Source organism: Streptomyces sp. NRRL B-1140, assembly GCF_001280065.1.
Lineage (GTDB): Bacteria > Actinomycetota > Actinomycetes > Streptomycetales > Streptomycetaceae > Streptomyces.
In genome coordinates this window covers 1-25,865 of record NZ_LGEA01000093.1, presented here as the reverse complement: position 1 = coordinate 25,865, position 25,865 = coordinate 1, and the positions used below count along the sequence as shown (strand labels likewise).

Here is a 25,865-nt window from a genome sequence, read left to right as displayed (position 1 = left end):
CCTCTCGACGTCAGGAACACCCGGGTACCCGGACGGGCCCGCCGCTACCCAGCGGACGCACCTTGAAGCATCGCTTAGAGATATTCGGTAACAGAATTAAGTGGAGCTACATGAACGGCGGGCCGAGACTACCCCCATGACCCCACCGCCTCCCGTACCTCCGCCTCCCGTACCACCGCCACCCACACCCCTCACCCCACCCCTGGGCCGCACCCTCTGCGCCATGATCACCCCCTTCACCCCGTCCGGCGCCCTGGACCTCGACGGCGCCCAGCAGCTCGCCAGCCACCTCGTGGCGAGCGGCTGCGACGGCCTGGTCCTCTCCGGCACCACGGGCGAATCCCCGACCACGACGGACGCCGAGAAGTCCGACCTCGTCCGAGCCGTCCGCGAGGCGGTCGGCGACCGCGCCAGGGTCATCACCGGCATCGGCACCCCCGACACCCTGCACACCACCGAACTGGCCCGGGAGGCCGAGAAGGCGGGAGCGGACGGCCTGCTGGTGGTGTCGCCGTACTACAGCAGACCCCCGCAGGACGCGATCGAGGCCCACTTCCGTCGAGTCGCGGACACGGCCGGACTCCCACTGATGCTCTACGACATCCCCGCCCGCACCGGCACCCGCATCGCACCGGAGACGCTCCTCCGCCTCGCCGAACACCCCCGGATCGTCGCGGTCAAGGACTGCTCCCACGACTTCCTGGGCGCCCAGAAGGTGCTGGCCCGCACCAACCTGGCGTATTACGCGGGCTGCGACGAACACAACCTCGCGTTGTACGCCGTGGGCGGCACGGGCTACGTCAGCACGGTCGCGAACGTGATTCCGAACCACCTGCGGGCGGTCCTGGAGGCGTTCGACGCGGGCGACACGGCCCGGGCGGCCCGCCTCCAGCAGCAGGCCACCCCCCTCATCGAGGCGATCATGTCGGCGGGCCTGCCGGGCACCGTCACGGCGAAGGCAGTGCTGAACGCCCTGGCCCTGCCGGCAGGCCCGGTCCGCAGCCCCCTTCAGCCGGCCGGCCGCAGGACGGCCGGCGAACTGCTCGCACTCCACGACGACCTGATCAGCCCATGATCACGCCGCCGCGAACGGAGAACGGGACGGCCCGTACCGCAGGGTCACCTGCGGTACGGGCCGTCCCGTTGCTCCGCCCGCTCAGTTCCAGGCGTACCCGTCACCGAACAGCAGGGTGTGCTCCAGCACGTCCTCCGCCGGGTCGTCGATCTGACCGGTGTTCACGTTGATCAGACCGACCCGGTGGCCGTTGTGCGAGCCGGTGTTGGTCTCGTCGGCGTGCGCGGCCCCCGCCGGCAGCCAGCACACCGCCAGCACTGCGGCCACCCCGGTCAGCCCGCGCACCACGGCCCGCCCCCGCTCGTTCCTCATGCCCCGGTCCTCGTTTCGTCGGTTCGGCGTCTGATCGGACACTGCGTCCACCCGTTCATCTGCCGAAACCACCGCGAGGTCACGCAGGGTCATCCGTACGGGATCGTGCCGGGGCCGTCAGTTGTGGCTGTTCTGAATCATGAGCAGGTCAGACGATCAACCGGCCTCAGGGGCCGTTTCGGGGCCGTCATCGGTGCTCTCCTGGTCCCGGAAGACGCGATCCACGGCGGCCCGGGTGCGCGCCTCGCTGTTCGGCATCAGGTGCGTGTACGTGCGGAGGGTGAAGCTCGGGTCGTGGTGACCCAGGTACTCGCTCAGGGCCTTGATGCTCTCCCCCGCGTCCAGGAGCACGGAGGCGTAGAAGTGGCGGAGGGCATGCATGCCGTTCTCGCGTCCGAGGGGTATGCCGGCCGAAGTGAGAGCCGGACGCCATACGGACCGGTTGAAGCGGAACCGGTGGAGCCATTGGCGTCGGGCGTTGACGAAGAGCAGCGAGGCGGTGACGGGTGGGCCGTCCGGGCTCTTCCACGGCAGGGTGACCTCTACCGGCTCGTGCTTGGTGATCTGCGCCGCGAGCGCGAAGGCGACCGTCTCGGGGAGCGGTACGTGGCGCTCCTTGCCACCTTTGGGCGGGCCGAAGACCGCCTGCACGCCACGTATGAGCTTGACCTGGCGGACGACGTGAACCGTGCCGCTCAGAAAGTCGATGTCCTCCAGAGCGAGGCCGAAGATCTCGCCCTGCCGGAGCCCGCAGCCTGCCCCCAGGGAAACCATCTCCTGGTAGGCGTCCGGCAACGCCTCATGCATGGCCATCACGCGATCGAGGGACCACGGCTTGACCTTGCGGCCGTCGAGGGAGGGCGCCCGTACGGAACGGGCCCGGCACGGATTCTCCGCGATGATCCGGTCTTCCACGGCAGCCGTGAAGACGGCCGACACGTTGGCGAAGATCGACCGTCGGTAGGACGCCGCGCGGCCCGTCTCCTCCAGCTGTCGCATCCATGCCCGCAGGTGCGAGGGCCGGAAGGACGCCATGGGCCGATCGCCGAGGTACGGAAGGGCGTGGACCCTGAGACGAATCTCGACGCTCTCTCGAGTCACCGGGTCGATGGTCAGCGCCGCCATCCATTCCTTGGCGTACTGCGCGAAGGTCACCGAGCCCGCAGCCGGGTCGATGTACCGACCCTGGGACATGTCCGCCTCGATGTTGGACAGCCAGGCTTCGGCCTTGCGCTTCTGCTTGTCTGGGAAGCTCTTCGACTTCTCCGAGCCGTCCGGCGCGGTGTACCGGGCGCGGTAGCGGTGGCCGACGCCGAAACGGTCGGTCTTGACCCTGACCGTCTTGCCGTCCGGGCCCGGGAGGGCCTTGTACCAGCGATCCTGAACGTGTCCGGCCATCAGGCAGCGGCCCCTTCCATTCGGGACTTGACCCATGCCTGTACGTCCTGCGGGTCGAACCTGAGATGCCGACCGACCCTGAAGCCGCGGGGCCCTATGTGCTTCCTCCGCCACTGGTAGACGGTCTCGACGCTGGGCAGCTCGAAGAGCTGGACCAGGTCCTCAGGCGTGAGATACCGATCGGGCAGCCGGGTCGGCATGGTCACCACTCCCTTTCATCTGGCAGCGCGGCGAGCGCTTCGCGGGCGGTTTCGCGGTTGAGCTGGAGGTCGCGGGCGATGGTGGCGGCGAGGGCGGATTCGCCGGGGGTGTGGCCGTGTCCGGCGTACTGCCAGTCGGCCAGGACCAGGACGGTGTCCGGCTCGCGGTCGTCCAGGCCGAGGGCGGCGTGTTCCTGGGCGGCGCGGTAGTCAGCGCGTGCTTGGCGCAGGGCGCCGAGGGTGGTGGAGTAGCGCCGGGACTTGGAGGAGAAGTGGCCGCGAAATCCGAGCATGTGAGCCCAGGCCCACAGGCGCCGGTCGGGGTAGAGCGGGTCGAGCTGCTTGCAGGCCTCGATGAGGCGGCGGGTGTGGTCCGGGACCTGGTGGCGGTCGAGCTCGGCGAGTTCGCCGATGCGCCGGTCGAGGGTGCCGGTGTTCTCGGCGGCTTTGGTGGCGTACTTGGCCACGTAGGAGGCCACGGCCTGCTCGGTGATCTGAGAGCCGTCGCCGAAGGCCTTCACGGGCCGGACGTCGAGCTGAGTGCCCCAGCGGAAGGTACGGGCCGGTTGGTCCTCAGCGCCCGGGACTGAGACCGAGGTGTAGGAGTGCGCGGCAGCTGCACGGATCGAATCGGCGAGGAGATCGACCGTCGCCCAGGCGGGCGCGGTGGTCTCGGGTCCTTCTGGGCCGTCGATGCGGATGACGGCGTGGAAGTGCACGGCGCCACGCTTCTGGAACTCGGCGACCTTGCCGTACGACAGCCGGGCGCACTCCTTCAGCTCCCGCTGAGTGATGCCGGCGCGAGCGGCGATCTCACGGCGAAGGCGGTTGGTGAAGCGCTGCCAGAGCTGTCCGGCGTGGTTGTTGAACAGCACGGCGCCCGCGTAGTCGTACGTCGCCGGGTCCAGGGCCGTTCCCAGGTCAGGGTCATCGGAGCCGTGGCGGATACCGCAGCGGCAGCGGCCATGGTCGGGCCGGTTGTGGACCCGACCGAAGGAGGGGGCGGTGAGGGTGGCAAAGACGCGCGGGTGGTCTCGGACGGTGGCGGGGATGTCGCGTCGGTCGTCGCCAGCCAGGCCCGCGCGGATGAGGTGGTAGGTGTCGCCCGCGTACGTCCAGGCGCAGGACGGGCAGCGCGAAGCGCGTCGGTTTCCGCAGGCGACACGGAGACGGCCGCCCGGCTCGTTGGCGGTGGTGTAGTGGTGCAGGGTCTCGCCGGTGGTCTTGTCCTTGGCAAGGGTCCAGCCGGTGAGGTGGATGGGGTCGGCGCAGCCGCCGGTGCGGCGGATCTGCTCGTGCCAGCGGTCGAAGTCGGATGCCGAAGCCACCCTCAGCAGGTCGCCGAGGGTGGTCGGGTCGAGCAGCGTGTCAGGCACCGGCACCCTCCCGGACGCGACGGGCGGGGACGGTGCCCAGGCCGTCGCAGGCCGGGCATTTGGCGGTGATGATGCGCAGGTGGCCGTGCCGGTCGCGGCCGCCGCTGGTGATAGCGGCGGAGGCGAAACCGTCGCAGTTGGGGCAGATACGGGGCGCGGGTGCGGTGCGGTCGGTCATGCTGGGGGTCCTTCCGGTTGTGAGATCGGACAGGGGCGCGGCTCCCGGGCGGCGGATGCTTGGCGGTATCGGTGCCGCCCGGGGGCCGGTCAGCGTTGCTTGACGTCGGCGTTGATCAGGGAGCGGATCACCAGGGCGCTGATGGCGACCGAGGCGCCGGTGATGGCGACCGCGAGAAGCATGGAGACCAGGACGGCGCCGACGACCAGGACCACGGCGGTGCCGCCGCCGACGAGGGCGAGAGCGGTGCCGGGGGTGAGCTGCACCGTGGGCCGGGCGGGAGCCGGGGCCACCGGGGCGGGCGGCGGGGTCTGGGAGGCCGGGACGATGGTGGTCGGCTCGACCACGACGGGCGGCGTGACTTGGCCGGTCGGGGTAGGCATGGTCGGGATCTTGGGGCGGAGCATCAGCGATCTCCTCTACTTGACGAAGGGGTCGATGGCGGGGGCCAGGACGCTGTCGGCGAGGAGGAAGCCGCCGAGCAGCAGGACGGCGATGAGCCAGGCGGGCGGGCGGATGAGCTTGACGCCGAGGTAGCCGACGGCGAGCAGCGCGAGCCAGAGCGGTACTTCCATGGCGGAGGGCCTCCTAACGGACCTTGCAGCGGTGGGTGCGGGCGGCGAGCTGGGCGGCGGACTGGCTGGTGTAGTCGGCAGACCAGCCGCAGCCGTCGGAGCTGCACACGGCGGCGTGCTTGGTCCGGCCGTGCCGGTCGCGGTGGGTGCCGATCTGCACCGGTCCGATCCGCATCACGGAGTGGAAGAAGTCGCGGGCAGGCATGACGGGTGTTCTCCCTTCGGGTCAGGCGAGTTGGGCGGCGATGGCGTGGGCCAGCTGGGGCGGGACGCCGAGTCGGGCGCGCAGGGTGTCGGTGTCGATCGGCGAACCGGTACGGGCGCGGTGGTCGTCGGCGACCTTGCGGGCGTGGTCGACGAGCGCGGCCGGGACCGGCACAGCCGGAGCAGCGGCGGCCGGGGCGGGCTCGGCAGCCGGAAGGGCCGGGGTGTCGTCGACTGCCGAGACCGGCTCAGCCTCCGGTTCGGTCTCGGTAACCGGCTCAGTGACCGGGGTTGCGGGTGCCGGCGGATCCGGCACCCGGTCCTCGGCGGACTTGGGCGCGTGGGCGAGAAGCGTGCCGCCGAGGAAGGCCACGGCGGGCCACCCGGCGACGCCGAGCCGGAGCAGGGCGGGCGGGTGTTCCAAGTCCAGGAACCCGGCAGTGGCGACGTTGGCGCCCAGCGAGGCGAACAGGGCGACGATGAACCAGCACCAGGCCAGCCGGGACGGCCCGTCATTGCGGAGCCGTCGCCACGCGGCCACCAGGAGCAGGTCGACACTGACCGGGTAAGCCCATGCCTTCCAGCCCGTCTGTCCAGCAGCGGCGGCCAGGTCATGCAAGTGGGCGAAGGACAGGGCTCCGGCGATCACGGCCTGAACCAGGACAGCATCGGGGCGGATCGAGCGGGTCATGTCGTCACCTCCTTCGCGAGGTTGGGCAAGGGACGAGGCGGGATCAGGCAGCGGCCGGGGCGGACTCGACGGCCGGGGCCGGGATCGGCTTCGGACCGCCGAGTGCGGGTCGGAAGGGAGCCAGGGCGGGCAGGTCCGGGGCCAGGTCGGCGTACCGGTTGCAGGTGTTGACGGCCTGCCGAAGCGAGGTGTGCGGGGCGCGGATCCGGGCCCAGCCACCGGTCGAATCGCCCGTGATGGCGACACCGGGCATGTCGGTGGAGATCTGGATCGCGGCCAGCACGGCATCCGGCGCGATGTCACCGAAGGCCATGTTCGCGCTGGACTCGTCGTTGACGCGGTGCGCGGTACGGCCGGTGAGCTGGGCGCGGAGCATCGTGATGCCCTTGCCGAGTTCGGAGCCGAAGCGCTGCCCGCAGATCTCCAGGTAGATCCCGGCCGCCCGGCCGAGCTGGGCCAGCCGCGCGAGGGCGGTGATGATCCGGTCCCGTCGCTTCTCCTCCTCCTTGGTGGCGAAGAGAGCGAGTTCGGCGACCTCGTCGACCAGGACCACGATGGGCACGGGCCGCAGGTCATCCGGCAGTTTCCAGATGTCGGCGGCGATCTCCGCATCCGGTACGTCGGCGGTGATCCGCTGCTCGGCGCGGATGAGCTGGTAGACGTCTTCCATGTGCGCCACCAGCGCGTCGAGGAGTTCGGCGGCGGTGTCAGGGTTGTCGGCCAGCGCGGAGAACCGACGGGCCAGCGGGAAGAGTTCCACTCCCTGCTTGCAGTCGATGCCCACCAGGGCGACCCGTTGCGGGGCGAGCGCGGCCACCAGGTTGCGCTGGTAGACGGACTTGCCGGACTCCGTGGCTCCGAGCGTGAGCGCGTGGGGAACAGCCCGGTAGTCCCGGAAATGAACGGCGCCGTCCTCGCGCAGGGCGACCGGCACCCGCATCGGCCGGGTGTCGCACTTAGCAGGCATCTGCACCCGCTTGAGCACGTCATAGCCGGTCATCCGCACCTCGACCACGCCGGAGCGCAGCTCGCGGGAGGTGACGCCGTACATCGCGAACGAGTGCCGCAGCCGGTCACACGAGGCCGCCACGTCGAAGGCGTCCTGACCGGGCCGGAGTTTGAGCCGCAGCACCAGACCGGTCCGGGTCGGCCGTACCCGCAGGATGCGCGGGGCCCGGGGGCCGGGAATGGCCCGGTTGGTCATCCGCGCCAGGGTCAGGCGCCAGCGGGGAGCCGGGACGGTCAGGCCGCAGGCGTCCATCACGGACGGGTACCGGAGCAGGACCCGCAGAGTTGCCAGGGTGACGCCGAAGGTCAGCCAGTACCAGGCGGGGCGCCGCCACCGCAGGAGACCCGCAGCGGCGACGACCAGCACCAGGGCGACGGTCAGCCAGGTCATGGCTCAGGCCGCCTTCGGCTGCTCAGCACCGGCAACGAGCGAGGTGACTGCGACCGCACGGAACGCGATGCCGTGCCGCTTCTGGCCGTTGAACTCGTTCTCCCACGGCCGGGCGATCAGCCCCGTCAGCGCGACCGGGGTACCCATCGCCAGCTCGCCCGAGATGCCGCTCTCCGGCACGGTGACGTTCAGGATCTCGACCTCGCCGTTGAGGGCGAACATCACGCTCACCGTCATCAGCTTCGCGCCCGTCTCGGCGTCCGTGGCGATCTCGCCGGTCCGGCGGTCACGGACCTTGGGCTCCGGGGTCTGGGCGACCATCACGGTCGCGGTGGAGGTGTCGACGGGGATCTGACGCATCGTCTGTTCTCCTGATCTGAGGGAGATTTGGAACCGGCGTTCATCGCCGGTGAGATCAGGAGACCGCGAGAGGTGGTGGACGCATCACGGTCCGTATGGACGTTTAGGGACGTCTGAGCTATCGTCAAAACGTCCCCGATACGTCCCACGAGAGGACACGCCATGGCGAACGAGCGTCTGCGCGCGGCGATTTCAGCGAAGGGCGAGACGATCCAGTCGGTAGCCCAGCACGTGGGGGTCGACCCCAAGAGCGTGGAACGCTGGATCACGACCAACCGCACGCCGCACCGGGGGCACCGCTGGAAGGCCGCGAGCTTCCTCGGCGTCGACGAGGTCTACCTGTGGCCCACCGTCGAGAAGCAGGCAGAGTCCGCGAGCACCTCTGAGCTGATCACGTACTACCCGCACCGGGGCGCCGTACCGGCCGCGCTGTGGTCATCGCTCATCGAGAAGGCGAAGGACCAGGTGGACATCCTCGTGTACGCGGGTCTGTTCCTCTTCGACAACCACCCGGATCTCCCTTATGAGTTGGCGGACAAGGCCAAGGCCGGTGCCCAGGTTCGGGTCCTGCTCGGCGACCCCGACTCGGAGATGGTCCGCCAGCGCGGCGAAGAGGAAGGCATAGGTGACGACCTGGCCGCGCGTGCCCGGATCACCCGGCGCTACCTCGAACCGGCGATGAAGACCCCGGGCGTAGAGGTCCGGCTGCACGACACGATCCTGTACAACTCGATCTATCGGTTCGACGACGACGTGTTGGTGAACCCGCACGTGCTCGGAGCACCGGCCGGGCAGAACCCGGTGCTGCACTTCCGGTACATCCCCGGCGCCCGCACCTTCCGGCACTACATGCGGAGCTTCGACTACACCTGGGAACGCGGACGCCCCGCGTAGCAACGGCACGGCGTCTTCGAGGGTCGGGGCTGCGGGCGCCGGCGGAACCGGCACCCGGTCCACGGTCGACTTCGGTTCGTCTGCCAGACATGCGAGGCTGGAGGCATGGCCCGAGTCGACTACTTCAACGATCCGAACGCCCCGAAGGCGAACAGCATCGTCCCGTCCGTAACCGCGGTGGCGCTGAACGACGCCGGGGAAATCCTGCTGATCCACAAGACGGACAACGACCTCTGGGCCCTGCCCGGCGGCGGGGTCGACGTCGGCGAGTCAGCGCCCGACGCAGCCGTACGGGAGACGAAGGAAGAAACCGGCTTCGACGTCGAGATGACCGGCCTGGTCGGCACCTACACCAACCCGGCCCACGTCATGGCGTACGACGACGGCGAGGTACGCCAACAGTTCTCCATCTGCTTCCGAGCCCGCATCGTCGGCGGCGAGCTGCGCACCAGCAGCGAGAGCAAGGAAGTGGCGTTCGTCCATCCCAGTCGGCTGGACAGCCTGAACATCCATCCGTCGATGCGGATGCGGATCGATCACGGACTCCAGGAACGGCCCGAGCCATACCTTGGCTGAGGCACTCGGCCCAGGCAGCGCATCACTTGAAGATGAAGTCCGCGCACGCGACGATCGCCGAAATGACCCCGACGGCGACACCCAGGGTCGCACTCATCTGCTGCCGATCCTGCATGAGCGCTGCGTGGGGCCCTTGCGCTTTGCCTCCCGCTCCACGCAGTGCTTTCAGGCCTTGCCACTTGTGCTCACGGATCCAACACCCTCGCAAGAGGCCTTGAGCGTTGTTGCGGCACCTTCCTTGCCGTCCCAGGGCGATGCACCTGAGCGGCGCTTGGAGGAGGAAGTACAGGACAGCTACGGAGGCTACGAGGATGAGAATCCCCGGCCCGATGATGTCCGAAGCCCATGCCAAGATCCCCAGTAAGAGGATCACGACGCCCCAACGCTTCTTCAGTAAGTCCCCCAGGCCACCCATGCGACGGACCGTAGAGCATTCAACGCACCTGCGGTAGATCGCCTGTCGGCCATGCGCCCAGACCCGGGCCTCAGCCCAAGCGCCCTCGAACCCGCTGGACCGCCTCGCCCAGGTAGGGCCGCGCCTTGCTGATCGCGTTGTGCACCTCGCTGCCCGGCTCGTATCGCTTCAAGATCTCGTCGATGCGGTGGTCGAAGTCGAAGGACTGCCCGGCCGGGCCGGTCGTCATGTCGGCATAGATCAACGCGTCCAGGACGGGAGAGTCCTCCCGCTCATACACAGCCAACTCATCGATGAGCCCACGCTGTTCAGCCTCGTACACCGCACCAGAGTGGTGGGCGACCAGTCGGACGAGTCGTGATGGCGCCCCTTGCGTCTCCAGGTAGCGCGCTCCGTCAAGCGGATGAAACCCCGTGTCCCGCAGCTCCGGGGCGTAGCCGATGTCATGCAGCCACGCGGCAGCGATGAGCAGATCCCGGTCCTCTGCGGACACAGCCGCCGAAGCCTCAGACGCACGCGCCGCCACGGCCTGAGTGTGCAGCCAGCGGTTCCCGAGCGGAGGCAAGAGCGACTCGGCCAGCTCGGCCGCACCTTGGGGCGTATCCAATCCAGAGGTCATAGATCGCACGGTAGCCGAACAGGGCACCCCGCTGAAGCCGGAGACCGGCCGCTCCCGATCACTGGACGCGGTAAGACTTTCCCTACTTCATCAAGGCCCGCGCACGGCGCGGGCGCGCGCCGCCTCTGCGGCGCGGCCTGCCTCCTGTCTGCGCCCCGGCTGGCCGCGCCCGGCGGCGCGCTGGCGAGCTGCGGGCATGAGGTGGGAGACACCCTCTGTGGCTGGGGCGGTCGGCTCCACGGCTTTAGGCAGCCACTTTGGGGCGAGCCTCTAAGATCATGGCCCCAACGTCGTGCTTTAACGGGCAGGTCCACAGACTGCCCGACTCGCCGGAAGCTTACGGGGCCATGATCACTCGCCCCAAAGCAGCTCCAGCCCAAAGCCGCTCCACCGACCTAGCGTGATCGAGGCTACTCGGCGTCGTAATCAGGCGGCAGTTGAGCCGACATAGCCGTAATAGCAGTCAAGAAGAAGCTCTCACCCAATGCTTGCAGCCGCGCGATTGCCTCTTCGGTCGAAATCTCATACTCCTGCTTAAACCTCTTTTCAAGCTCCGCACCTGCAGCCTTGATCTTCTTGACGGCCTCTTCCGCCGCAGCATCCTGTTCCACCTGACGGCGATTAATGAGGAACTGGGTAACGAGTGCAGTAATAAACAACGGAGCGACTACATTCGTCGCGATCTTGACCGCTACAGCCACCCCAGAAACCGGAGAGAGTGCAGAACCGGCACCGTGAAACAGAGAATAGTACGCCACCTGCAGAAAGGCAGGATCCCCAGAGTACGAGAAGGCTGCAGGATCCATCTTAAGGATCGCCCAATTGATCACCGAGAATACAACGATCCCCTGCACGTAGAGGCTCGCGTACGCGATGGCACTCAGAATAAGCGAAGCAGCACTGGTCCGATACTTCTCCAGCTGGTACGCCCAGTAGTAGGTGGCTCTGCTGACCAGAACAGCCATGCCGAGGTTCGACTGAAACGTAGTCAACTGTGCAGCACTGAACTTCTGCAGAGCTGAATCCCGCAACTCGGGACTGACCGTGGTGATCTGAGTAACGAAGGAGGCGCTCGAAATCTTATCGATTAGCGTTTGCTGCGATTTCAGAAAATGCGACGGCTTCACCGAGAACCAGATCGTTCGAGCCATCAGCAGGACGAAGTAAACGCCGAGATAGGAAGCGCAAACTCCAAGGATGACATGGTTACCTGATACAGCCACACCAACGAGAGAAAGTATCGCACAGAATCTCGTTGTAGCATTCCATTTCAAATGCCTGACCGCCATGGATACCACATTAAGAAAGGTAAATACGGCAACCCAGCTCTTGGCCTTGTAGAACCACTTAGGAATTTTCCAGAACGCGACCACGAGCGGAAAGAGGCCGACGTACATATACTTCAGTCGTCGACCCCCAGAAAACAAAACAAGCAGGACAAAAATTCCCCCAACAAAGAGGAATCGATAGTCCAGGACAGATGTGGCCCCGGGAAGGAATCGCTCAACCAGATAATTATCGAAGTCGAAAATGAAAAGCTTGACACTAATGTAGAGCCAGACAAGGGAACCAATCGTATCGAGAAGGCGTACCTTCCACTTCGGCCACGCCTTCGCAGTACTCTCATCCTTGGGCTCTTCGGCGTTGTTGGTCGTTCCTTGGTCTGGAGTGCCCTTAACCGAGAGGTCGATCTTGGACCACAGGCTGTCCACACTCATTGTTGCCTCCGCTGCACTACGTACTTCCGCGCGGGTGGGGGCGAACGTGACATGTCCGGGCCTGCGCATTACTAGCGTATCTGCCGGGTCTGACAGTTGAGGCTCCGTCAGGCACTTCTCCCCCGGTGGCCACCTGACACCCATCCGCCCTCGTAGCAGCTGATTGCCACGGAGCGCACCGGCCCGCCGGATGACGCCGCCAATACAGAAGCGCCCTCCCGGGCCGTCCTAGGGCCGTGGAAGGGCGCTCAACGATGACCAACGTCGACAGCTGCCGACAGCTCAGCAGCAGGTCAGGACGTTGATCGATTCGACGGCCGCAGGTCACGGCCGACGATGATCAGTTGTGGCTGTGCAGGATCTCGTTCAGCCCGCCCCACACCGCGTTGTTCGGCCGGGCCTCGACCGTGCCGGTGACCGAGTTGCGGCGGAAGAGGATGTTGGAGGCGCCGGACAGCTCGCGCGCCTTGACGATCTGGCCGTCGGGCATCGTGACGCGGGTGCCGGCGGTGACGTAGAGGCCGGCCTCCACGACGCACTCGTCGCCGAGGGCGATGCCCACGCCCGCCTCGGCGCCGATCAGGCAGCGCTCGCCGATGGAGATGATGACGTTGCCGCCGCCGGAGAGGGTGCCCATGGTGGAAGCGCCGCCGCCGATGTCCGAGCCGTCGCCGATCACGACACCGGCGGAGATCCGGCCCTCGACCATCGACGTGCCGAGCGTGCCGGCGTTGAAGTTGACGAAGCCCTCGTGCATGACGGTGGTGCCCTCGGCGAGGTGCGCACCGAGGCGGACCCGGTCGGCGTCGGCGATCCGGACGCCCTTGGGGGCCACGTAGTCCGTCATGCGCGGGAACTTGTCGACGGAGGTCACCTGCAGGTGCAGGCCCTCGGCCCGGGCGTTCAGCCGGACCTTCTCGAGGTCGTCGACGGCGACCGGGCCGAGCGAGGTCCAGGCGACGTTGGCGAGGAAGCCGAAGATGCCGTCCAGGCTCTGGCCGTGCGGCTTGACCAGGCGGTGGGAGAGCAGGTGCAGGCGCAGGTAGGCGTCGTGCGCGTCGATCGGCTTCTCGTCGAGCGAGGCGATGACCGTACGGACCGCGACCACCTCGACGCCGCGGCGGGCGTCCGGGCCGATCGCCGCGGTCGCGCCACCGCCGAGCAGCTCCGCGGCACGTTCGGCGGACAGCCGCTCGGTGCCGGACGGGCCGGGCTGGTCGGCCAGCTCGGGCGCGGGGAACCAGGTGTCGAGAACGGTACCGTCGGCGGCGATCGTGGCGAGGCCGGCGGCCACGGCGCCGGTGGTGCGAGAAGCAGTCGTGTCGGTCATGAGGGCAACCTAACCGGCGGACGCCGATCGATGCGAACCGGTGCGAGGGCGTCTCACGGGACGGGCGGTATCCGTTCGGCGAAGACGTCCCTCAGCAGCACGGACGGTCCCCGAGGGCGCCCGGCCCCGGGCCGGCACCCCGTGCACGGCGCGGCATCACTCCGACGTCCTTGCCTGCGGGCCTCACCCCCGCGCCCCCGCCAGCACCCGTCCCAGCACGTCCCGGGCGTACTCCGCGTCGTAGGGCACCCCGGTCAGCAGGACCTGGAGGCAGATGCCGTCGACCACCGCCACCAGGGCCCGGGCCGTCTCCGGATCGGTGCGGCGGGACAGCAGCTCGGCGATGCCCGCCGCCCACTCGGCGGCGACGGGCCGCAGGGCGGGCCGGCGCAGGGCGGCCAGGTACAGCTCGTACTCCAGCTCCACCCCGATGCGGTCGCCCGCGAGCCACTCCGCCATCCAGGCGGCGAGCTCGGCGGCCAGGTCGGTGCTGGGGTCCTCCAGGCCGCCGCGCGAGGCGACCACCTTGGCGAAGCCCTCGTTGGCCTGCCGCAACGCGGCGACCAGCAGTTCGTCGAGGGTCTTGAAGTGGTACGTCGTCGAGCCGAGGGGCACATCGGCCTCGGCGGCCGCGCTGCGGTGGCTGAGCCCGGCGATCCCCTTCGCCCCGACGACCCGGATCGCCGCGTCGATGATCCGCTGCCGCCGCTCGGGGTCGTGACGCCGGGCCATCAGTGGGCCCCGCCCAGGTTCAGCACCACGACCCCGGCGATGATCAGCGCGATACCGGCGGCCTTGGCGGCCGTCATCCCCTCTCCCAGGAACGCGAACCCGATCGTGGCGATGGCGGCGGTGCCGACACCGGCCCAGATCGCGTAGGCCGTGCCGACCGAGACGGTCTTGAGGGTCTGCGCGAGCAACGCGAAGGAGACGACGTATCCGAGGACCGTGAGCAGTGACGGGCCGAGCCTGCTGAACCCGTCGCTGTACTTCATGGCGGTGGTCGCACCGACTTCGGCGGCTATGGCCCCGGCCAGCAGCAGATATCCCATATGTACAAGCGTACACACCATGTGTACACCCGTACACAAAGGCGTTCGGATCACGGGAAGAATCCACTCTCGCAACAGAGGGAAACCGCTCTCACCAAACGCGTCACAGGCGCCCCAGACGTCCACTACGGTGTCACCGATCACACACCGGGTCACCACAACTGCGCCGCCGTCAAGAGTGCCCCGCTGGAGGAACAGCGCATGTCAGAAGAGAAGTCCCGGCCGCCTCAGGACCGCCCCTGGGAGAGCGGCTGGGCCCCGGACACCACCCGGGCACCGGGGACGCGACGGCTCTGGCTGGCGGGTGCGCTGGCCCTCGCGACGATCACCGCGTGCGTCACGGCCATCACCGTGATGAACAGCGAGGCCGAGGAGGCCGAATCCCGCGCCGCGGAGCCGACCACCCTCAGCGGTTCGGCCCCGGGCGGGCTGATCTCCTTCGCGACCCCCTCCGAGTCCGGCACGTCCAAGCCCGGTACGCACCGCCGTCATCCCTCGCCCACCCCCACCACCAGCGCGTCCACGGCCACCCCGAGCCCGAAGCCCGAGAAGAAGGCCCCGAAGCCGCCGAAGGCGTCCCCCACCTCTTCCAGGCACCCGAAGCCCCCGGCCTCCACCGGCATATCCATACGCTCGGTCAACTTCCCCGACCGCTACTGGCGGGTGCGTGACGGCTACGTGCGCCTGGACCAGACCGGCTCGGGCTCCGGGCAGCGCGAGGACGCCACCTTCCAGCGCGTCGCCGGTCTCTCCGACCCCTCCTGCTACTCCTTCACCACGGCGGACGGCCGCTACCTCCGCCACCGCAGCTTCGTCCTGGTCGCCGACAAGAACGACGGCTCGGCCCTGTTCCGCCAGGACGCCACGTTCTGCCCCCGGGTCTGGTCCCGCTCGACAACCGTCTCGCTGGAGTCGGTCAACTACCCGGGCCGCTTCCTGCGTCACCGCAACTTCCAGCTCCGCCTGGACCCCTTCGAGAACAGTCACCAGTACTACTCGGACGCGTCGTTCCAGATCGTGTCCGCACGGGGCTGAGCACGCGTGAGGGCGGCACCCCGACAGGGTGCCGCCCTCCGTCGCGCCGGCGGATCTCAGACGTTGAAGCCGAGAGCCCGCAGCTGCTCGCGTCCGTCGTCCGTGATCTTGTCGGGGCCCCACGGGGGCATCCAGACCCAGTTGATGCGCAGCTCGCTCACGAGGCCGTCCGTGGCGGACTTGGCCTGGTCCTCGATGACGTCCGTCAGCGGGCAGGCCGCCGACGTCAGGGTCATGTCGAGCGTCGCGATGTTCGCTTCGTCGATGTGGATGCCGTAGATCAGGCCGAGGTTGACGACGTCGATGCCCAGTTCGGGGTCGACGACGTCGTACAGCGCCTCACGGACCTCTTCCTCCGAGGCCGGCTTCATCTCAACGGTCTCGCTCATGCCGTCGTCTCCTTCTCGGCGTCGGCTCCGCCCAGCACCTGGGCCGTCGCGTCCTTCCAGGCCATCCAGCTCAGCAGGGCGCACTTCACCCGGGCCGGGTACTTGGACACCCCGGCGAACGCGATCGCGTCCTCCAGGATGTCCTCCATCGCGTCGTCGGGTTCGAGCTTCCCCTTGGACTGCATCAGCTCCAGGAAGGTCTCCTGGATCTTCCGCGCGTCGGAGAGGTCCTTGCCGACGAGGAGGTCGTTCAGTACGGACGCGCTCGCCTGGCTGATCGAACAGCCCTGGCCTTCGTACGAGACGTCCTCGATCGTGGTGCCGTCGTACTTCACGCGCAGCGTGATCTCGTCACCGCACGTCGGGTTGACGTGGTGCACCTCGGCGTCGCCATCCCGCAAGCCCCGCCCGTGCGGGTTCTTGTAGTGGTCCAGGATGACTTCCTGGTACATGGAGTCCAGCTTCATGCGATCGCTCGTCCCGTCAGCCGAAGAAGTTCCGTACGTGCTCCAGGCCGTCGACCAGTGCGTCGATCTCGGCCGGCGTGGAGTACAGGTAGAACGACGCTCGCGTGGTCGCGGGAATTCCGTAGCGCAGGCAGACCGGCCGCGCGCAGTGGTGGCCGACCCGGACTGCGATGCCCTGCTCGTCGAGCACCTGGCCCACGTCGTGGGGGTGGATGTCGCCGAGGGTGAAGGAGATCGCCGCGCCGCGCTCCTCGGCCGTGGTCGGGCCGATGATGCGCAGGTCGGGGACCTCCAGCAGCCGCTTGACCGCGTACTCGGTGAGGGCGTGCTCGTGGGCGAGGATCTTGTCCATGCCGATCGACTCGAGGTAGTCGATCGCCGCCCCGAGGCCGACCGCCTGGGCGATCGGGGGCGTGCCCGCCTCGAACTTGTGGGGTGCCGGGGCGTAGGTCGAGGAGTGCATCGACACCGTCTCGATCATCTCGCCGCCGCCGAGGAACGGAGGCAGGTCCTCCAGCAGCTCCTGGCGGCCCCAGAGGACGCCGATGCCGGTCGGGCCGCACATCTTGTGGCCGGTGAAGGCCACGAAGTCGGCCTGCAGGGCCTGCACATCCAGGGGCATGTGCGGCGCGGCCTGGGAGGCGTCGATGCACACCAGCGCACCGACCTCCTGGGCGCGGCGCACGATCGCCTCGACCGGGTTCTGGGTGCCGAGGATGTTGGAGACCAGCACGAAGGAGACGATCTTCGTCTTCTCCGTGATGATCTGCTCTATGTTCGACAGGTCCAGACGGCCGTCGTCGGTCAGGCCGAACCACTTGAGCTTCGCGCCCGTGCGCTGCGCGAGCAGCTGCCACGGCACGATGTTGGAGTGGTGCTCCATCTCCGTGATGACGATCTCGGTGTCGGAGTCCACGCGGTAGGGCTCGTCGGCCCAGCCCAGCATGTTCGCCACGAGGTTGAGCGACTCCGAGGCGTTCTTGGTGAAGATCACCTCGTCGCGGCTGGGCGCGTTGATGAACTCCGCGACCTTGTCGCGCGCGCCCTCGTACAGCGCCGTGGCCTCCTCGGCGAGCACATGCACACCGCGGTGGACGTTGGCGTTGTAGCGCTCGTAGTACTCGCTCAGGGCGTCCAGCACCTGGCGCGGCTTCTGGCTGGTCGCCGCGTTGTCCAGGTACACGAGCTTCCGGCCGTCGTGGACCTGGCGGTCCAGGATGGGGAAGTCCTTGCGGATCGCCTCTGCGTCGAGGAGGCCCGGCAGCAATGTCACGCGGATGCGCCACCCTTCTGGTATGCCTCGTAGCCCTCGTTCTCCAGCTTGTCGGCGAGCTCGGCGCCGCCGGATTCGACGATCCGGCCGCCGGAGAAGACGTGCACGTGGTCGGGCTTGATGTAGCGCAGGATGCGCGTGTAGTGGGTGATCAGCAGGGTGCCGACCTCGCCCGTCTCGCGGACGCGGTTCACGCCCTCGGAGACGACGCGCAGGGCGTCGACGTCGAGGCCGGAGTCGGTCTCGTCGAGGATCGCCATCTTGGGCTTGAGGAGCTCCAGCTGGAGGATCTCGTGGCGCTTCTTCTCACCGCCGGAGAAGCCCTCGTTGACGTTGCGCTCGGCGAAGGAGGGGTCCATGTTGAGGCGCTCCATGGCCTCCTTGACCTCCTTGACCCAGGTGCGCAGCTTGGGGGCCTCGCCGCGGACGGCGGTGGCGGAGGTGCGCAGGAAGTTCGACACGGAGACACCCGGGACCTCGACCGGGTACTGCATGGCGAGGAACAGGCCGGCGCGGGCGCGCTCGTCGACGGACATCTCCAGGACGTCCTCGCCGTCGAGGGTGACGGTGCCGCCGGTGATCGTGTACTTCGGGTGACCCGCGAGGGAGTAGGCGAGGGTCGACTTGCCGGAGCCGTTGGGGCCCATGATGGCGTGCGTCTCGCCCTGCTTCACGGTGAGGTCGACGCCCTTGAGGATCTCCTTCGTGGCGTTGTCGGCCTCGACGGTGACGTGCAGGTCTCGGATTTCAAGCGTTGCCATGGGTGCCTCAGGACTCCTGGGTGAGGGAGACGAGCACGTCGTCCCCTTCGATCTTTACGGGGTATACGGGGACGGGGCGCGTCGCCGGTAGGGCGTCGGGCTTGCCGGAACGGAGGTCGAAACGCGAGCCGTGCAGCCAGCACTCGATGTGGCAGTCGTCGACCTCGCCCTCGGCCAGGGAGACGTTCGCGTGCGAGCAGATGTCGTGGATCGCGAACACCTCGCCCTCGGTCTGCACGATGGACAGGGGCGTGCCGTCGAGTTCCACCCGTTTCGGGGTGTCCTCCTCCAGCTCGCCCAGTCCGCAGGCGCGTACGAAGGTCATGCGACCGCCGCCTCCAGCTCCTCCTCGATCTTGGCGATCAGGCGCTCCTCGATGTCGGGGAGGCCGATCTGCTGCACCAGCTCGGCGAAGAAGCCGCGGACCACGAGGCGCCGGGCCTCGTGCTCCGGGATGCCGCGGGCCATGAGGTAGAAGAGCTGCTCGTCGTCGAAGCGGCCGGTCGCCGAGGCGTGGCCGGCGCCGACGATCTCGCCGGTCTCGATCTCGAGGTTCGGCACGGAGTCGACCCGGGCACCGTCGGTGAGGACGAGGTTCCGGTTCATCTCGTAGGTGTCGGTGCCCTCGGCCTTGGCCTCGATGAGCACGTCACCGATCCACACCGCGTGCGCGTCCTCGCCCTGGAGCGCGCCCTTGTACACGACGTTGGACTTGCAGTGCGGGACGTTGTGGTCGACCAGGAGGCGGTGCTCCTGGTGCTGGCCCTGGTCGGTGAAGTACAGGCCGAACAGCTCGGCCTCGCCGCCGGGGCCGGCGTACTGCACGCGCGGGTGCAGCCGGACGACGTCGCCGCCGAAGGTGACGACGACCGACTTGAAGGAGGCGTCGCGGCCGACGAGCGCGTTGTGCTGCGCGACGTGGACGGCCTTCTCGTCCCAGTCCTGGACGGAGACGACGGTGAGCTTGGCGCCGTCGCCCAGGAGGTAGTCGACGTTGGCGGCGAGCACCGCGTCACCGGTGTGGTCGATGACCACGACGGCCTCGGCGAAGGCGCCCAGCTCGATCACCTGGTGGCCGAAGGCGGTGCCGCCCTCGCCGTGCACCGAGATGCGGACGGGCTCGGTGAGGACGGTCTCCTTGGGGACGGTCACGACCGAGGCCTTCTCGAACGCCGAGTAGGCCTGGGCGGCGACGCGGTCCACCGGGGTGCCGGCCTTGCCGAGCCGCGCGTCGTCGCGGCCGACGGCCTCGACGGTGACGCCCTCGGGGGCCTTGACCTCGACCTTCACGCCGTTGCCGGTGGTGACGGCGGTGCCGTCGTGCAGACCGCGCAGCCGCTCCAGCGGGGTGAACCGCCACTCCTCCTCCCGGCCGTGCGGGACGGGGAAGTCCGCCACGTCGAACGAGGGGGGCGCGCTCATGCGGGTGGCGACGGTCGACTCCGCGGCGACCGCGATCGAGCCGGCGGTGGTGGACCCCACCGGGATGTTCTGGGCCTCAGCCATGGCTGTCGTAGTGCTCGCTTTCTTACGGGAGGGGCTTGATGGGACGGCGGTCGGGCGTCAGCCGACCGCGCCCTCCATCTGCAGCTCGATCAGCCGGTTGAGCTCCAGCGCGTACTCCATGGGGAGCTCCTTGGCGATGGGCTCGACGAAGCCGCGCACGATCATCGCCATGGCCTCGTCCTCGCTCAGGCCGCGGCTCATGAGGTAGAAGAGCTGGTCCTCGGAGACCTTGGAGACGGTCGCCTCGTGGCCCATGGACACGTCGTCCTCGCGGACGTCCACGTAGGGGTAGGTGTCCGAGCGGGAGATGGTGTCCACCAGCAGCGCGTCGCACAGGACGTTCGACTTGGAGCCCGGGGCGCCCTCGCCGATCTCGATGAGACCGCGGTAGGAGGTGCGGCCGCCGCCTCGCGCCACCGACTTGGAGACGATGTTGGAGGAGGTGTTCGGGGCCATGTGGACCATCTTGGCGCCGGCGTCCTGGTGCTGGCCCTCGCCCGCGAAGGCGATGGACAGGGTCTCGCCCTTGGCGTGCTCGCCCATCAGGTAGACGGCCGGGTACTTCATCGTCACCTTGGAGCCGATGTTGCCGTCGACCCACTCCATGGTCGCGCCCTCGTAGGCGACGGCGCGCTTGGTGACCAGGTTGTAGACGTTGTTCGACCAGTTCTGGATGGTCGTGTAGCGGCAGCGGGCGTTCTTCTTGACGATGATCTCGACGACCGCGGAGTGCAGCGAGTCCGACTTGTAGATCGGGGCCGTACAACCCTCGACGTAGTGCACGTAGGCACCCTCGTCGACGATGATCAGGGTCCGCTCGAACTGGCCCATGTTCTCCGTGTTGATGCGGAAGTAGGCCTGGAGCGGGATCTCCACGTGGACGCCCGGCGGCACGTAGATGAAGGAGCCGCCCGACCACACGGCCGAGTTCAGCGACGCGAACTTGTTGTCACCGACGGGGATGACGGTCCCGAAGTACTCCTTGAAGAGCTCCGGGTGCTCCTTCAGCGCGGTGTCGGTGTCCAGGAAGATGACGCCCTGTTCCTCCAGGTCCTCGCGGATCTGGTGGTAGACGACCTCCGACTCGTACTGCGCGGCGACACCGGCGACGAGGCGCTGCTTCTCCGCCTCGGGGATGCCGAGCTTGTCGTAGGTGGCCTTGATGTCCTCGGGCAGGTCCTCCCAGGACTCCGCCTGCTTCTCCGTGGAGCGCACGAAGTACTTGATGTTGTCGAAGTCGATGCCGGAGAGGTCGGAGCCCCAGTTCGGCATGGGCTTCTTCTCGAACAGGCGCAGGCCCTTGAGGCGGAGCTTGGTCATCCACTCCGGCTCGCTCTTCTTGTCGGAGATGTCCCGGACGACGTCCTCGTTGATGCCGCGCTTGGCGGAGGCGCCGGCCGTGTCGGAGTCGGCCCAGCCGTACTCGTACTTGCCCAGGCCCTCCAGCTCGGGGTGGGCAGTCTCCGTGGGGAGAGTCATGCGGGTTTCCTCCCGGCCGTGCTTGCAGATGCGTTGTGGGAAATCTTGGGGATGAACGTCGTGCAGACGCCGTCGCCGTGCGCGATGGTGGCGAGCCGCTGTACGTGCGTACCGAGCAGCTCGGCGAAAAATTCCGTCTCCGCCTCGCACAGTTGCGGAAACTGCTCGGCGACGTGCGCGACCGGGCAGTGGTGCTGGCAGAGCTGCTCACCCCGCTGTGGGTGGGGCGCGTTGCGCGCCGTAGCAGCGTACCCGTCGGCGCTCAGGGCCTTGGCCAGCGCTTCGGCCCGCTTCTCGGGTGGCACGCCCTCGACCGCGCGGCGGTAGGCGCCCGCCTGCGCGGCGATCCTGGCACGGGCGAAGGCGGCGATCGCCTCGTCGCCGCCCTCACGGTCGGCGATCCAGCGCAGCGCGTCCGTGGCGAGCGTGTCGTACGACTGGTCGAAGGCGTCCCGGCCGCAGTCCGTCAGGGCGAACACCTTGGCGGGCCGGCCGCGGGTCCGCGCGCCGTACACCCGCTGCTCGCGCGCTTCCACGACATTGTCACCCGTGAGGGCGTCGAGATGCCGGCGCACGGCCGCCTGGGTGAGACCCAGCCGCTCGGCGAGTTCGGCGACGGTCGAGGGGCCGTGGTCCAGGATGGACCGGGCGACTCGGTTGCGGGTGGACCGCTCCCCGGTCGCCAGCTCCTCCTGGGGTGCCTCGCCGACGTTTTTCACAACGCCATTGTTGCGTAATTCCTCCGGACCGGGCAAGCCGCGCCCGCCGCACCCGACGGTGCCCTGCGTCACTTAGGTATACCTAATCTGACCTGCGGAAACGATCTCTGATCGATCAAACCGGTGGCATGCGACAGCCGTATCGGGGACACTCCACAACCATGCCCACACCCCCTCCGACCGGCCCTCTTGTCACCCGCGAGACGCTCCGGACCCAGCTGGGCGAACTCGGCGTACGGCCCGGCGAGACCCTCCTCGTGCACTCCTCGCTCAGCGCCCTGGGCTGGGTCAACGGCGGCGCCGTCGCGGTGGTGGAAGGACTGCTCGACGCGCTCGGCCCGCAGGGCACGCTCGTCGTCCCCACGCAGACCGGCGACCTGTCCGACCCGGCCCTGTGGAGCAACCCTCCCGTGCCGCCGGAATGGTGGGCGGCCATCCGCGCCACCATGCCCGCCTACGACCCGCGGATCACACCCAGCCGCGGGGTCGGCGTCGTCCCCGAGACCGTGCGCACCTGGCCCGGCGCACGGCGCAGCGCGCACCCGCAGACCTCGTTCGCCGCGCTCGGCCCCCGCGCGGCGGAGGTGCTCGACGGGCACGCGCCCGACTGCCGGCTCGGTGAGCGCAGCCCGCTGGCGAAGCTGGAGGCGATGGGCGCCCGGGTGCTGCTGCTCGGTGCCGGCTACGCCTCCTGCACGAGTTTCCACCTCGCCGAGTACCGGATACCGTCCCCGCGCGTCGCCGTGGGGCGGCCAGGGCCTCAGGGCTGGGAGACCGTCACGGAGGTGTCGATCAGCTCGGACCGTTTCGACGAGCTGGGCTACGACTTCGAACGCGACCGGCCCGTCGTGCGCGGAAAGGCCGGCGCGGCCGAGGTGCGGCTGTTCCCGGTGGCGGACGCGGTGGCCTACGCCGAACGGTGGCTGGCGGTCCACCGGCCCCGGGACGACGAATTCCGCCACCCGCCCATCTGAGCTCCGGCCCGCCTCCCTAGACTCTGGACCCATGCGAAGTGAGCCCGTGATCCAGGTCCAGGCCCTGGTGAAGCGGTACGGCACGAAGACCGCGGTGGACGGGCTGGACCTGGTGGCCCGGACCGGCGTGACCGCCGTGCTCGGCCCCAACGGGGCGGGCAAGACGACCACGGTCGAGACCTGCGAGGGGTACCGGAAGCCGGATTCCGGCACGGTGCGCGTCCTGGGCCTCGACCCGGTGAGACAGTCCGGGGACCTTCGGCCCCGGATCGGCGTGATGCTCCAGTCCGGCGGCGTCTACTCGGGCTCCCGGGCGGACGAGATGCTCCGCCACGTGGCGAAACTGCACGCGCACCCCTTGGACGTGGACGCGCTGATCGAGCGGCTGGGTCTCGGCTCCTGCGGCCGTACGACGTACCGGCGGCTGTCCGGCGGGCAGCAGCAGCGGCTCGCGCTGGCCATGGCCGTGATCGGACGACCGGAACTGGTCTTCCTCGACGAGCCGACCGCCGGACTCGACCCGCAGGCCCGCCGCGCCACCTGGGACCTCGTGCGGGACCTGCGCGCGGACGGCGTGTCGGTGATCCTCACCACCCACTACATGGACGAGGCCGAGCAGCTCGCGGACGACGTGGCGATCATCGACTCCGGCCGGGTCATCGCCCAGGGCTCCCCCGAGGAGCTGTGCCGGGGCGGCGCCGAGAACACGCTGCGCTTCACGGGCCGGCCCGGCCTCGACGTCGGCTCGCTGCTGAAGGCCCTGCCCGCCGACTGCTCGGCCGCCGAGCTGACGCCGGGCTCCTACCGGGTCGTCGGCAAGGTCGACCCCCAGCTGCTCGCGACGGTGACCTCCTGGTGCGCACAGCACGGCGTGATGCCGGAGAAGATCTCCGTCGAGCGGCACACCCTGGAGGACGTCTTCCTGGAGCTCACCGGCAAGGAGCTGCGCTCGTGACCGCCACCGGCACGGGGACGTACACGCCGAAGCCCGGCGCGGCGCCCCTCCCCCGCATGATCGCGGCCCAGGCCGCGCTCGAGACGAAGATGCTGCTGCGCAACGGCGAGCAGCTGCTGCTGACCGTCGTCATCCCGACGCTGCTCCTGGCGCTCTTCAGCACCGTGGACATCGTCGACACCGGCGCGGGCGAGGCGGTCGACTTCCTCGCGCCCGGCATCCTCGCGCTCGCGGTGATGTCCACCGCGTTCACGGGCCAGGCGATCGCGACCGGCTTCGAGCGCCGCTACGGCGTGCTGAAGCGGCTCGCCTCCTCGCCCCTGCCCCGCTGGGGCCTGATGACGGCCAAGACGCTGTCCGTGCTGGTCACCGAGGTGCTCCAGGTGATCCTGCTGACGGTGATCGCCTTCGCGCTCGGCTGGTCGCCGCGGGGCAACCCGGTCGCCGTCCTACTACTCCTGGTCCTCGGCACGGCGGCCTTCTCCGGCTTGGGCCTGCTGATGGCCGGGACCCTGAAGGCCGAGGCGACGCTGGCCGCGGCCAACCTGGTGTTCCTGCTGCTGCTCGTGGGCGGCGGGGTCGTCGTGCCGCTCGACAAGTTCCCGCCCGGCGCGCAGGACGTACTGGGCCTGCTGCCGATCTCGGCACTGTCCGACGGGCTGCGGGACGTCCTGCAGCACGGCGCCGGGATGCCCTGGGGCGACCTCGGGATCCTGGCCGTCTGGGCGGTCGTGGGGCTGGCGGCGGCCGGAAAGTTCTTCCGCTGGGAGTAGGGAGGGTGTCCTGTGACGGACCCTCGTGAACGCATGCACAAGCGTCGGCCTACGATGGTTCGCGTGCCACACGTGACCCGCGCCGACGCCCAGGCCGCCCTGCGCAACCCGCTCGCCTTCATCGCCGAGCGCTGGACCCCGGAACCCCGGACGGTCCGGCGCGCGGCCCTGACCGCACTGCTGATGTCGGTGATCATCGTCGTCACCGGCGGCGCCGTCCGGCTGACCGGCTCGGGCCTGGGCTGCCCGACCTGGCCCAAGTGCACCGACGACTCGCTCACCGCCACCAGTGCGATGGGCTTCCACGGCGCCATCGAGTTCGGCAACCGCATGCTGACGTACGTGCTGTGCGCCGCCGTCGGCTGGGCGATCATCGCCGCGCGCTCGCAGAAGCCGTACCGGCGGGGTCTCGTGCGGCTGGGCTGGGCTCAGTTCTGGATCGTGATGAGCAACGCGATCCTCGGCGGCATCGTGGTGCTGGTCGGTCTCAACCCGTACACGGTCGCGGCCCACTTCGTGGCGACCTCGGCGCTGATCGCGGTGGCCACGGTGATGTGGCAGCGCACCCGTGAGGGCGACGCGGTGTCCCGTCCGCTGGTCGGCAAGGCCGTGCAGCAGCTGGTGTGGTTCCTGGTCGCGGCGGCCGTCCTGCTCATCCTGGTCGGCACGGTCGTCACCGGCGCGGGCCCGCATGCGGGCGACTCCAGTGAGGTCGAGCGGATGCCGGTCGACTGGGAGACCGTGAGCAAGCTGCACGCCGTGCTGGCGTGGATCGTGGTAACGCTGACCTTCGCCCTGTGGTTCGTCCTCAAGGCGGTCGACGCGCCGCGCAACCCGCTGCACCGCACCCGCGAGCTGTTCCTGATCCTGCTCGCGCAGGGCGTCATCGGCTACGTCCAGTACTTCACCGACCTGCCCGAGATCCTGGTCGGCCTGCACATGCTGGGCTCGGCCGTGATGTGGATCTGGGTGCTGCGGGTGGTGCTGTCGCTGCGCGAGCGGCCGGAGGACGTCGTGGACCTGCCCGGGCCCGCCGCCGAGGCCACCCTGACCAAGGCCTAGTTGTATTGATCACGAGCGTTGTTGACAGGGCCGGGGTCTTGATCACGGCGAAGACCTCCGGTGTGGTGGAGGTGTCTAAGCTGCACCGCACACGGAGGTC

General features: G+C 68.8%; 32 protein-coding genes. 8 read left to right on the top strand and 24 right to left on the bottom strand.

All coding sequences use genetic code 11. The features are described from left to right. Positions 1–136: 136 nt before the first annotated feature. Positions 137–1,075: a 4-hydroxy-tetrahydrodipicolinate synthase gene (gene dapA / locus ADK65_RS15320; protein ID WP_053670689.1), complete on the top strand. Its 939-nt coding sequence runs from the start codon at positions 137–139 to the stop codon at positions 1,073–1,075. Between the two features lie 81 nt (positions 1,076–1,156). Here the strand turns inward: dapA and ADK65_RS15315 are convergent, their stop codons facing one another. The 11 genes from ADK65_RS15315 to ADK65_RS15270 form a co-directional block, all read right to left on the bottom strand. Further along, complete coding sequence (locus tag ADK65_RS15315; RefSeq protein ID WP_053670688.1) at positions 1,157–1,387, bottom strand: hypothetical protein; 231 nt, start codon at positions 1,385–1,387, stop codon at positions 1,157–1,159. A gap of 156 nt (positions 1,388–1,543) precedes the next feature. Further along, positions 1,544–2,785, bottom strand: a complete 1,242-nt coding sequence (locus ADK65_RS15310) for a tyrosine-type recombinase/integrase (protein WP_053670687.1) — start codon at positions 2,783–2,785, stop codon at positions 1,544–1,546. Beyond that, on the bottom strand, positions 2,785–2,985 hold the full coding sequence (locus tag ADK65_RS15305) for a helix-turn-helix transcriptional regulator (protein ID WP_053670795.1): 201 nt from the start codon (positions 2,983–2,985) through the stop codon (positions 2,785–2,787). Before ADK65_RS15305 ends, ADK65_RS15310 begins: the two co-directional genes overlap by 1 nt. A gap of 2 nt (positions 2,986–2,987) precedes the next feature. Further along, positions 2,988–4,361, bottom strand: a complete 1,374-nt coding sequence (gene repSA / locus ADK65_RS15300; RefSeq protein ID WP_053670686.1) for a replication initiator protein RepSA — start codon at positions 4,359–4,361, stop codon at positions 2,988–2,990. Continuing rightward, positions 4,354–4,539 carry a hypothetical protein gene (locus tag ADK65_RS15295; protein ID WP_053670685.1) on the bottom strand — a complete coding sequence of 62 codons (186 nt, stop codon included), beginning with the start codon at positions 4,537–4,539 and terminating at the stop codon, positions 4,354–4,356. Before ADK65_RS15295 ends, repSA begins: the two co-directional genes overlap by 8 nt. 89 nt (positions 4,540–4,628) lie before the next feature. Then, complete coding sequence (locus tag ADK65_RS15290; protein WP_053670684.1) at positions 4,629–4,946, bottom strand: hypothetical protein; 318 nt, start codon at positions 4,944–4,946, stop codon at positions 4,629–4,631. A 12-nt stretch (positions 4,947–4,958) separates the two neighbouring features. Beyond that, positions 4,959–5,114 (bottom strand): hypothetical protein, encoded by a 156-nt coding sequence (locus tag ADK65_RS38065; RefSeq protein WP_107092298.1) that lies wholly within the window; start codon positions 5,112–5,114, stop codon positions 4,959–4,961. Positions 5,115–5,127: 13 nt separating this feature from the next. After that, positions 5,128–5,319, bottom strand: coding sequence for a mobile element transfer protein (locus tag ADK65_RS15285; protein WP_053670683.1), 192 nt, complete (start codon positions 5,317–5,319; stop codon positions 5,128–5,130). Between the two features lie 21 nt (positions 5,320–5,340). Then, positions 5,341–6,009, bottom strand: coding sequence for a DUF2637 domain-containing protein (locus ADK65_RS15280; protein WP_053670682.1), 669 nt, complete (start codon positions 6,007–6,009; stop codon positions 5,341–5,343). A gap of 43 nt (positions 6,010–6,052) precedes the next feature. Next, on the bottom strand, positions 6,053–7,408 hold the full coding sequence (locus ADK65_RS15275; protein WP_053670681.1) for an FtsK/SpoIIIE domain-containing protein: 1,356 nt from the start codon (positions 7,406–7,408) through the stop codon (positions 6,053–6,055). Positions 7,409–7,411: 3 nt separating this feature from the next. Then, entirely contained in the window at positions 7,412–7,768 is a 357-nt protein-coding gene (locus tag ADK65_RS15270; protein ID WP_053670680.1) for a hypothetical protein, read from the bottom strand. Positions 7,769–7,930: 162 nt separating this feature from the next. Between ADK65_RS15270 and ADK65_RS15265 the strand changes: the two genes are divergently transcribed. Both ADK65_RS15265 and ADK65_RS15260 read left to right on the top strand, forming a co-directional pair. Then, on the top strand, positions 7,931–8,662 hold the full coding sequence (locus ADK65_RS15265) for an XRE family transcriptional regulator (RefSeq protein WP_053670679.1): 732 nt from the start codon (positions 7,931–7,933) through the stop codon (positions 8,660–8,662). A gap of 105 nt (positions 8,663–8,767) precedes the next feature. Then, positions 8,768–9,238: an NUDIX hydrolase gene (locus tag ADK65_RS15260; protein ID WP_053670678.1), complete on the top strand. Its 471-nt coding sequence runs from the start codon at positions 8,768–8,770 to the stop codon at positions 9,236–9,238. Positions 9,239–9,723: 485 nt separating this feature from the next. Here the strand turns inward: ADK65_RS15260 and ADK65_RS15250 are convergent, their stop codons facing one another. From ADK65_RS15250 to ADK65_RS15230, 5 genes are all read right to left on the bottom strand, one after another. Further along, entirely contained in the window at positions 9,724–10,272 is a 549-nt protein-coding gene (locus tag ADK65_RS15250) for an HDIG domain-containing metalloprotein (RefSeq protein WP_053670676.1), read from the bottom strand. A 410-nt stretch (positions 10,273–10,682) separates the two neighbouring features. Further along, a complete protein-coding gene (locus tag ADK65_RS38570; RefSeq protein ID WP_159038788.1) occupies positions 10,683–11,990 on the bottom strand; it encodes a hypothetical protein in 1,308 nt (435 codons plus the stop codon). A 340-nt stretch (positions 11,991–12,330) separates the two neighbouring features. Continuing rightward, the gene (gene dapD, locus ADK65_RS15240; RefSeq protein WP_053670674.1) at positions 12,331–13,320 is read right to left on the bottom strand and encodes a 2,3,4,5-tetrahydropyridine-2,6-dicarboxylate N-succinyltransferase; all 990 of its coding nucleotides are present in this window, start codon (positions 13,318–13,320) and stop codon (positions 12,331–12,333) included. A 183-nt stretch (positions 13,321–13,503) separates the two neighbouring features. Beyond that, on the bottom strand, positions 13,504–14,052 hold the full coding sequence (locus ADK65_RS15235; RefSeq protein ID WP_053670673.1) for a TetR/AcrR family transcriptional regulator: 549 nt from the start codon (positions 14,050–14,052) through the stop codon (positions 13,504–13,506). After that, positions 14,052–14,372 carry a DMT family transporter gene (locus ADK65_RS15230; RefSeq protein WP_053670672.1) on the bottom strand — a complete coding sequence of 107 codons (321 nt, stop codon included), beginning with the start codon at positions 14,370–14,372 and terminating at the stop codon, positions 14,052–14,054. The genes ADK65_RS15235 and ADK65_RS15230 overlap by 1 nt, the downstream gene beginning before the upstream one ends. A gap of 201 nt (positions 14,373–14,573) precedes the next feature. Here ADK65_RS15230 and ADK65_RS15225 point away from each other — a divergent pair, with 201 nt between their 5' ends. After that, positions 14,574–15,407: an AbfB domain-containing protein gene (locus ADK65_RS15225; protein ID WP_053670671.1), complete on the top strand. Its 834-nt coding sequence runs from the start codon at positions 14,574–14,576 to the stop codon at positions 15,405–15,407. 56 nt (positions 15,408–15,463) lie between these two features. Here ADK65_RS15225 and ADK65_RS15220 read toward each other — a convergent pair whose 3' ends face one another. Genes ADK65_RS15220 through ADK65_RS15185 form a run of 8 tightly spaced genes read right to left on the bottom strand, consistent with a single transcriptional unit; the run spans position 15,464 to position 22,001 of the window. Then, complete coding sequence (locus tag ADK65_RS15220; protein ID WP_053670670.1) at positions 15,464–15,796, bottom strand: metal-sulfur cluster assembly factor; 333 nt, start codon at positions 15,794–15,796, stop codon at positions 15,464–15,466. Then, entirely contained in the window at positions 15,793–16,263 is a 471-nt protein-coding gene (sufU, locus tag ADK65_RS15215) for a Fe-S cluster assembly sulfur transfer protein SufU (RefSeq protein WP_053670669.1), read from the bottom strand. The genes ADK65_RS15220 and sufU overlap by 4 nt, the downstream gene beginning before the upstream one ends. Before the next feature lie 16 nt (positions 16,264–16,279). Beyond that, positions 16,280–17,536, bottom strand: a complete 1,257-nt coding sequence (locus ADK65_RS15210; RefSeq protein ID WP_053670668.1) for a cysteine desulfurase — start codon at positions 17,534–17,536, stop codon at positions 16,280–16,282. Continuing rightward, positions 17,533–18,297, bottom strand: coding sequence for a Fe-S cluster assembly ATPase SufC (gene sufC / locus ADK65_RS15205; RefSeq protein WP_053670667.1), 765 nt, complete (start codon positions 18,295–18,297; stop codon positions 17,533–17,535). The genes ADK65_RS15210 and sufC overlap by 4 nt, the downstream gene beginning before the upstream one ends. A 7-nt stretch (positions 18,298–18,304) precedes the next feature. Then, positions 18,305–18,622 (bottom strand): non-heme iron oxygenase ferredoxin subunit, encoded by a 318-nt coding sequence (locus ADK65_RS15200; protein WP_053670666.1) that lies wholly within the window; start codon positions 18,620–18,622, stop codon positions 18,305–18,307. After that, positions 18,619–19,803 carry a Fe-S cluster assembly protein SufD gene (gene sufD / locus ADK65_RS15195; protein WP_053670665.1) on the bottom strand — a complete coding sequence of 395 codons (1,185 nt, stop codon included), beginning with the start codon at positions 19,801–19,803 and terminating at the stop codon, positions 18,619–18,621. The genes ADK65_RS15200 and sufD overlap by 4 nt, the downstream gene beginning before the upstream one ends. Positions 19,804–19,860: 57 nt before the next feature. Beyond that, the gene (gene sufB, locus ADK65_RS15190) at positions 19,861–21,282 is read right to left on the bottom strand and encodes a Fe-S cluster assembly protein SufB (RefSeq protein ID WP_053670664.1); all 1,422 of its coding nucleotides are present in this window, start codon (positions 21,280–21,282) and stop codon (positions 19,861–19,863) included. Further along, positions 21,279–22,001 carry a helix-turn-helix transcriptional regulator gene (locus tag ADK65_RS15185; RefSeq protein WP_053670663.1) on the bottom strand — a complete coding sequence of 241 codons (723 nt, stop codon included), beginning with the start codon at positions 21,999–22,001 and terminating at the stop codon, positions 21,279–21,281. Before ADK65_RS15185 ends, sufB begins: the two co-directional genes overlap by 4 nt. A 161-nt stretch (positions 22,002–22,162) precedes the next feature. On the opposite strand from ADK65_RS15185, the gene ADK65_RS15180 reads away from it, so the two are divergent. From ADK65_RS15180 to ADK65_RS15165, 4 genes are read left to right on the top strand one after another with little or no spacing between them, the layout of a single operon-like run. Then, positions 22,163–22,975, top strand: coding sequence for an aminoglycoside N(3)-acetyltransferase (locus ADK65_RS15180; protein ID WP_053670662.1), 813 nt, complete (start codon positions 22,163–22,165; stop codon positions 22,973–22,975). 31 nt (positions 22,976–23,006) lie between these two features. After that, entirely contained in the window at positions 23,007–23,930 is a 924-nt protein-coding gene (locus tag ADK65_RS15175) for an ABC transporter ATP-binding protein (protein WP_053670661.1), read from the top strand. 56 nt (positions 23,931–23,986) lie between these two features. After that, a complete protein-coding gene (locus ADK65_RS15170) occupies positions 23,987–24,703 on the top strand; it encodes an ABC transporter permease (protein WP_234352887.1) in 717 nt (238 codons plus the stop codon). 54 nt (positions 24,704–24,757) lie between these two features. After that, complete coding sequence (locus tag ADK65_RS15165) at positions 24,758–25,765, top strand: COX15/CtaA family protein (protein ID WP_078955984.1); 1,008 nt, start codon at positions 24,758–24,760, stop codon at positions 25,763–25,765. Positions 25,766–25,865 lie beyond the last annotated feature (100 nt).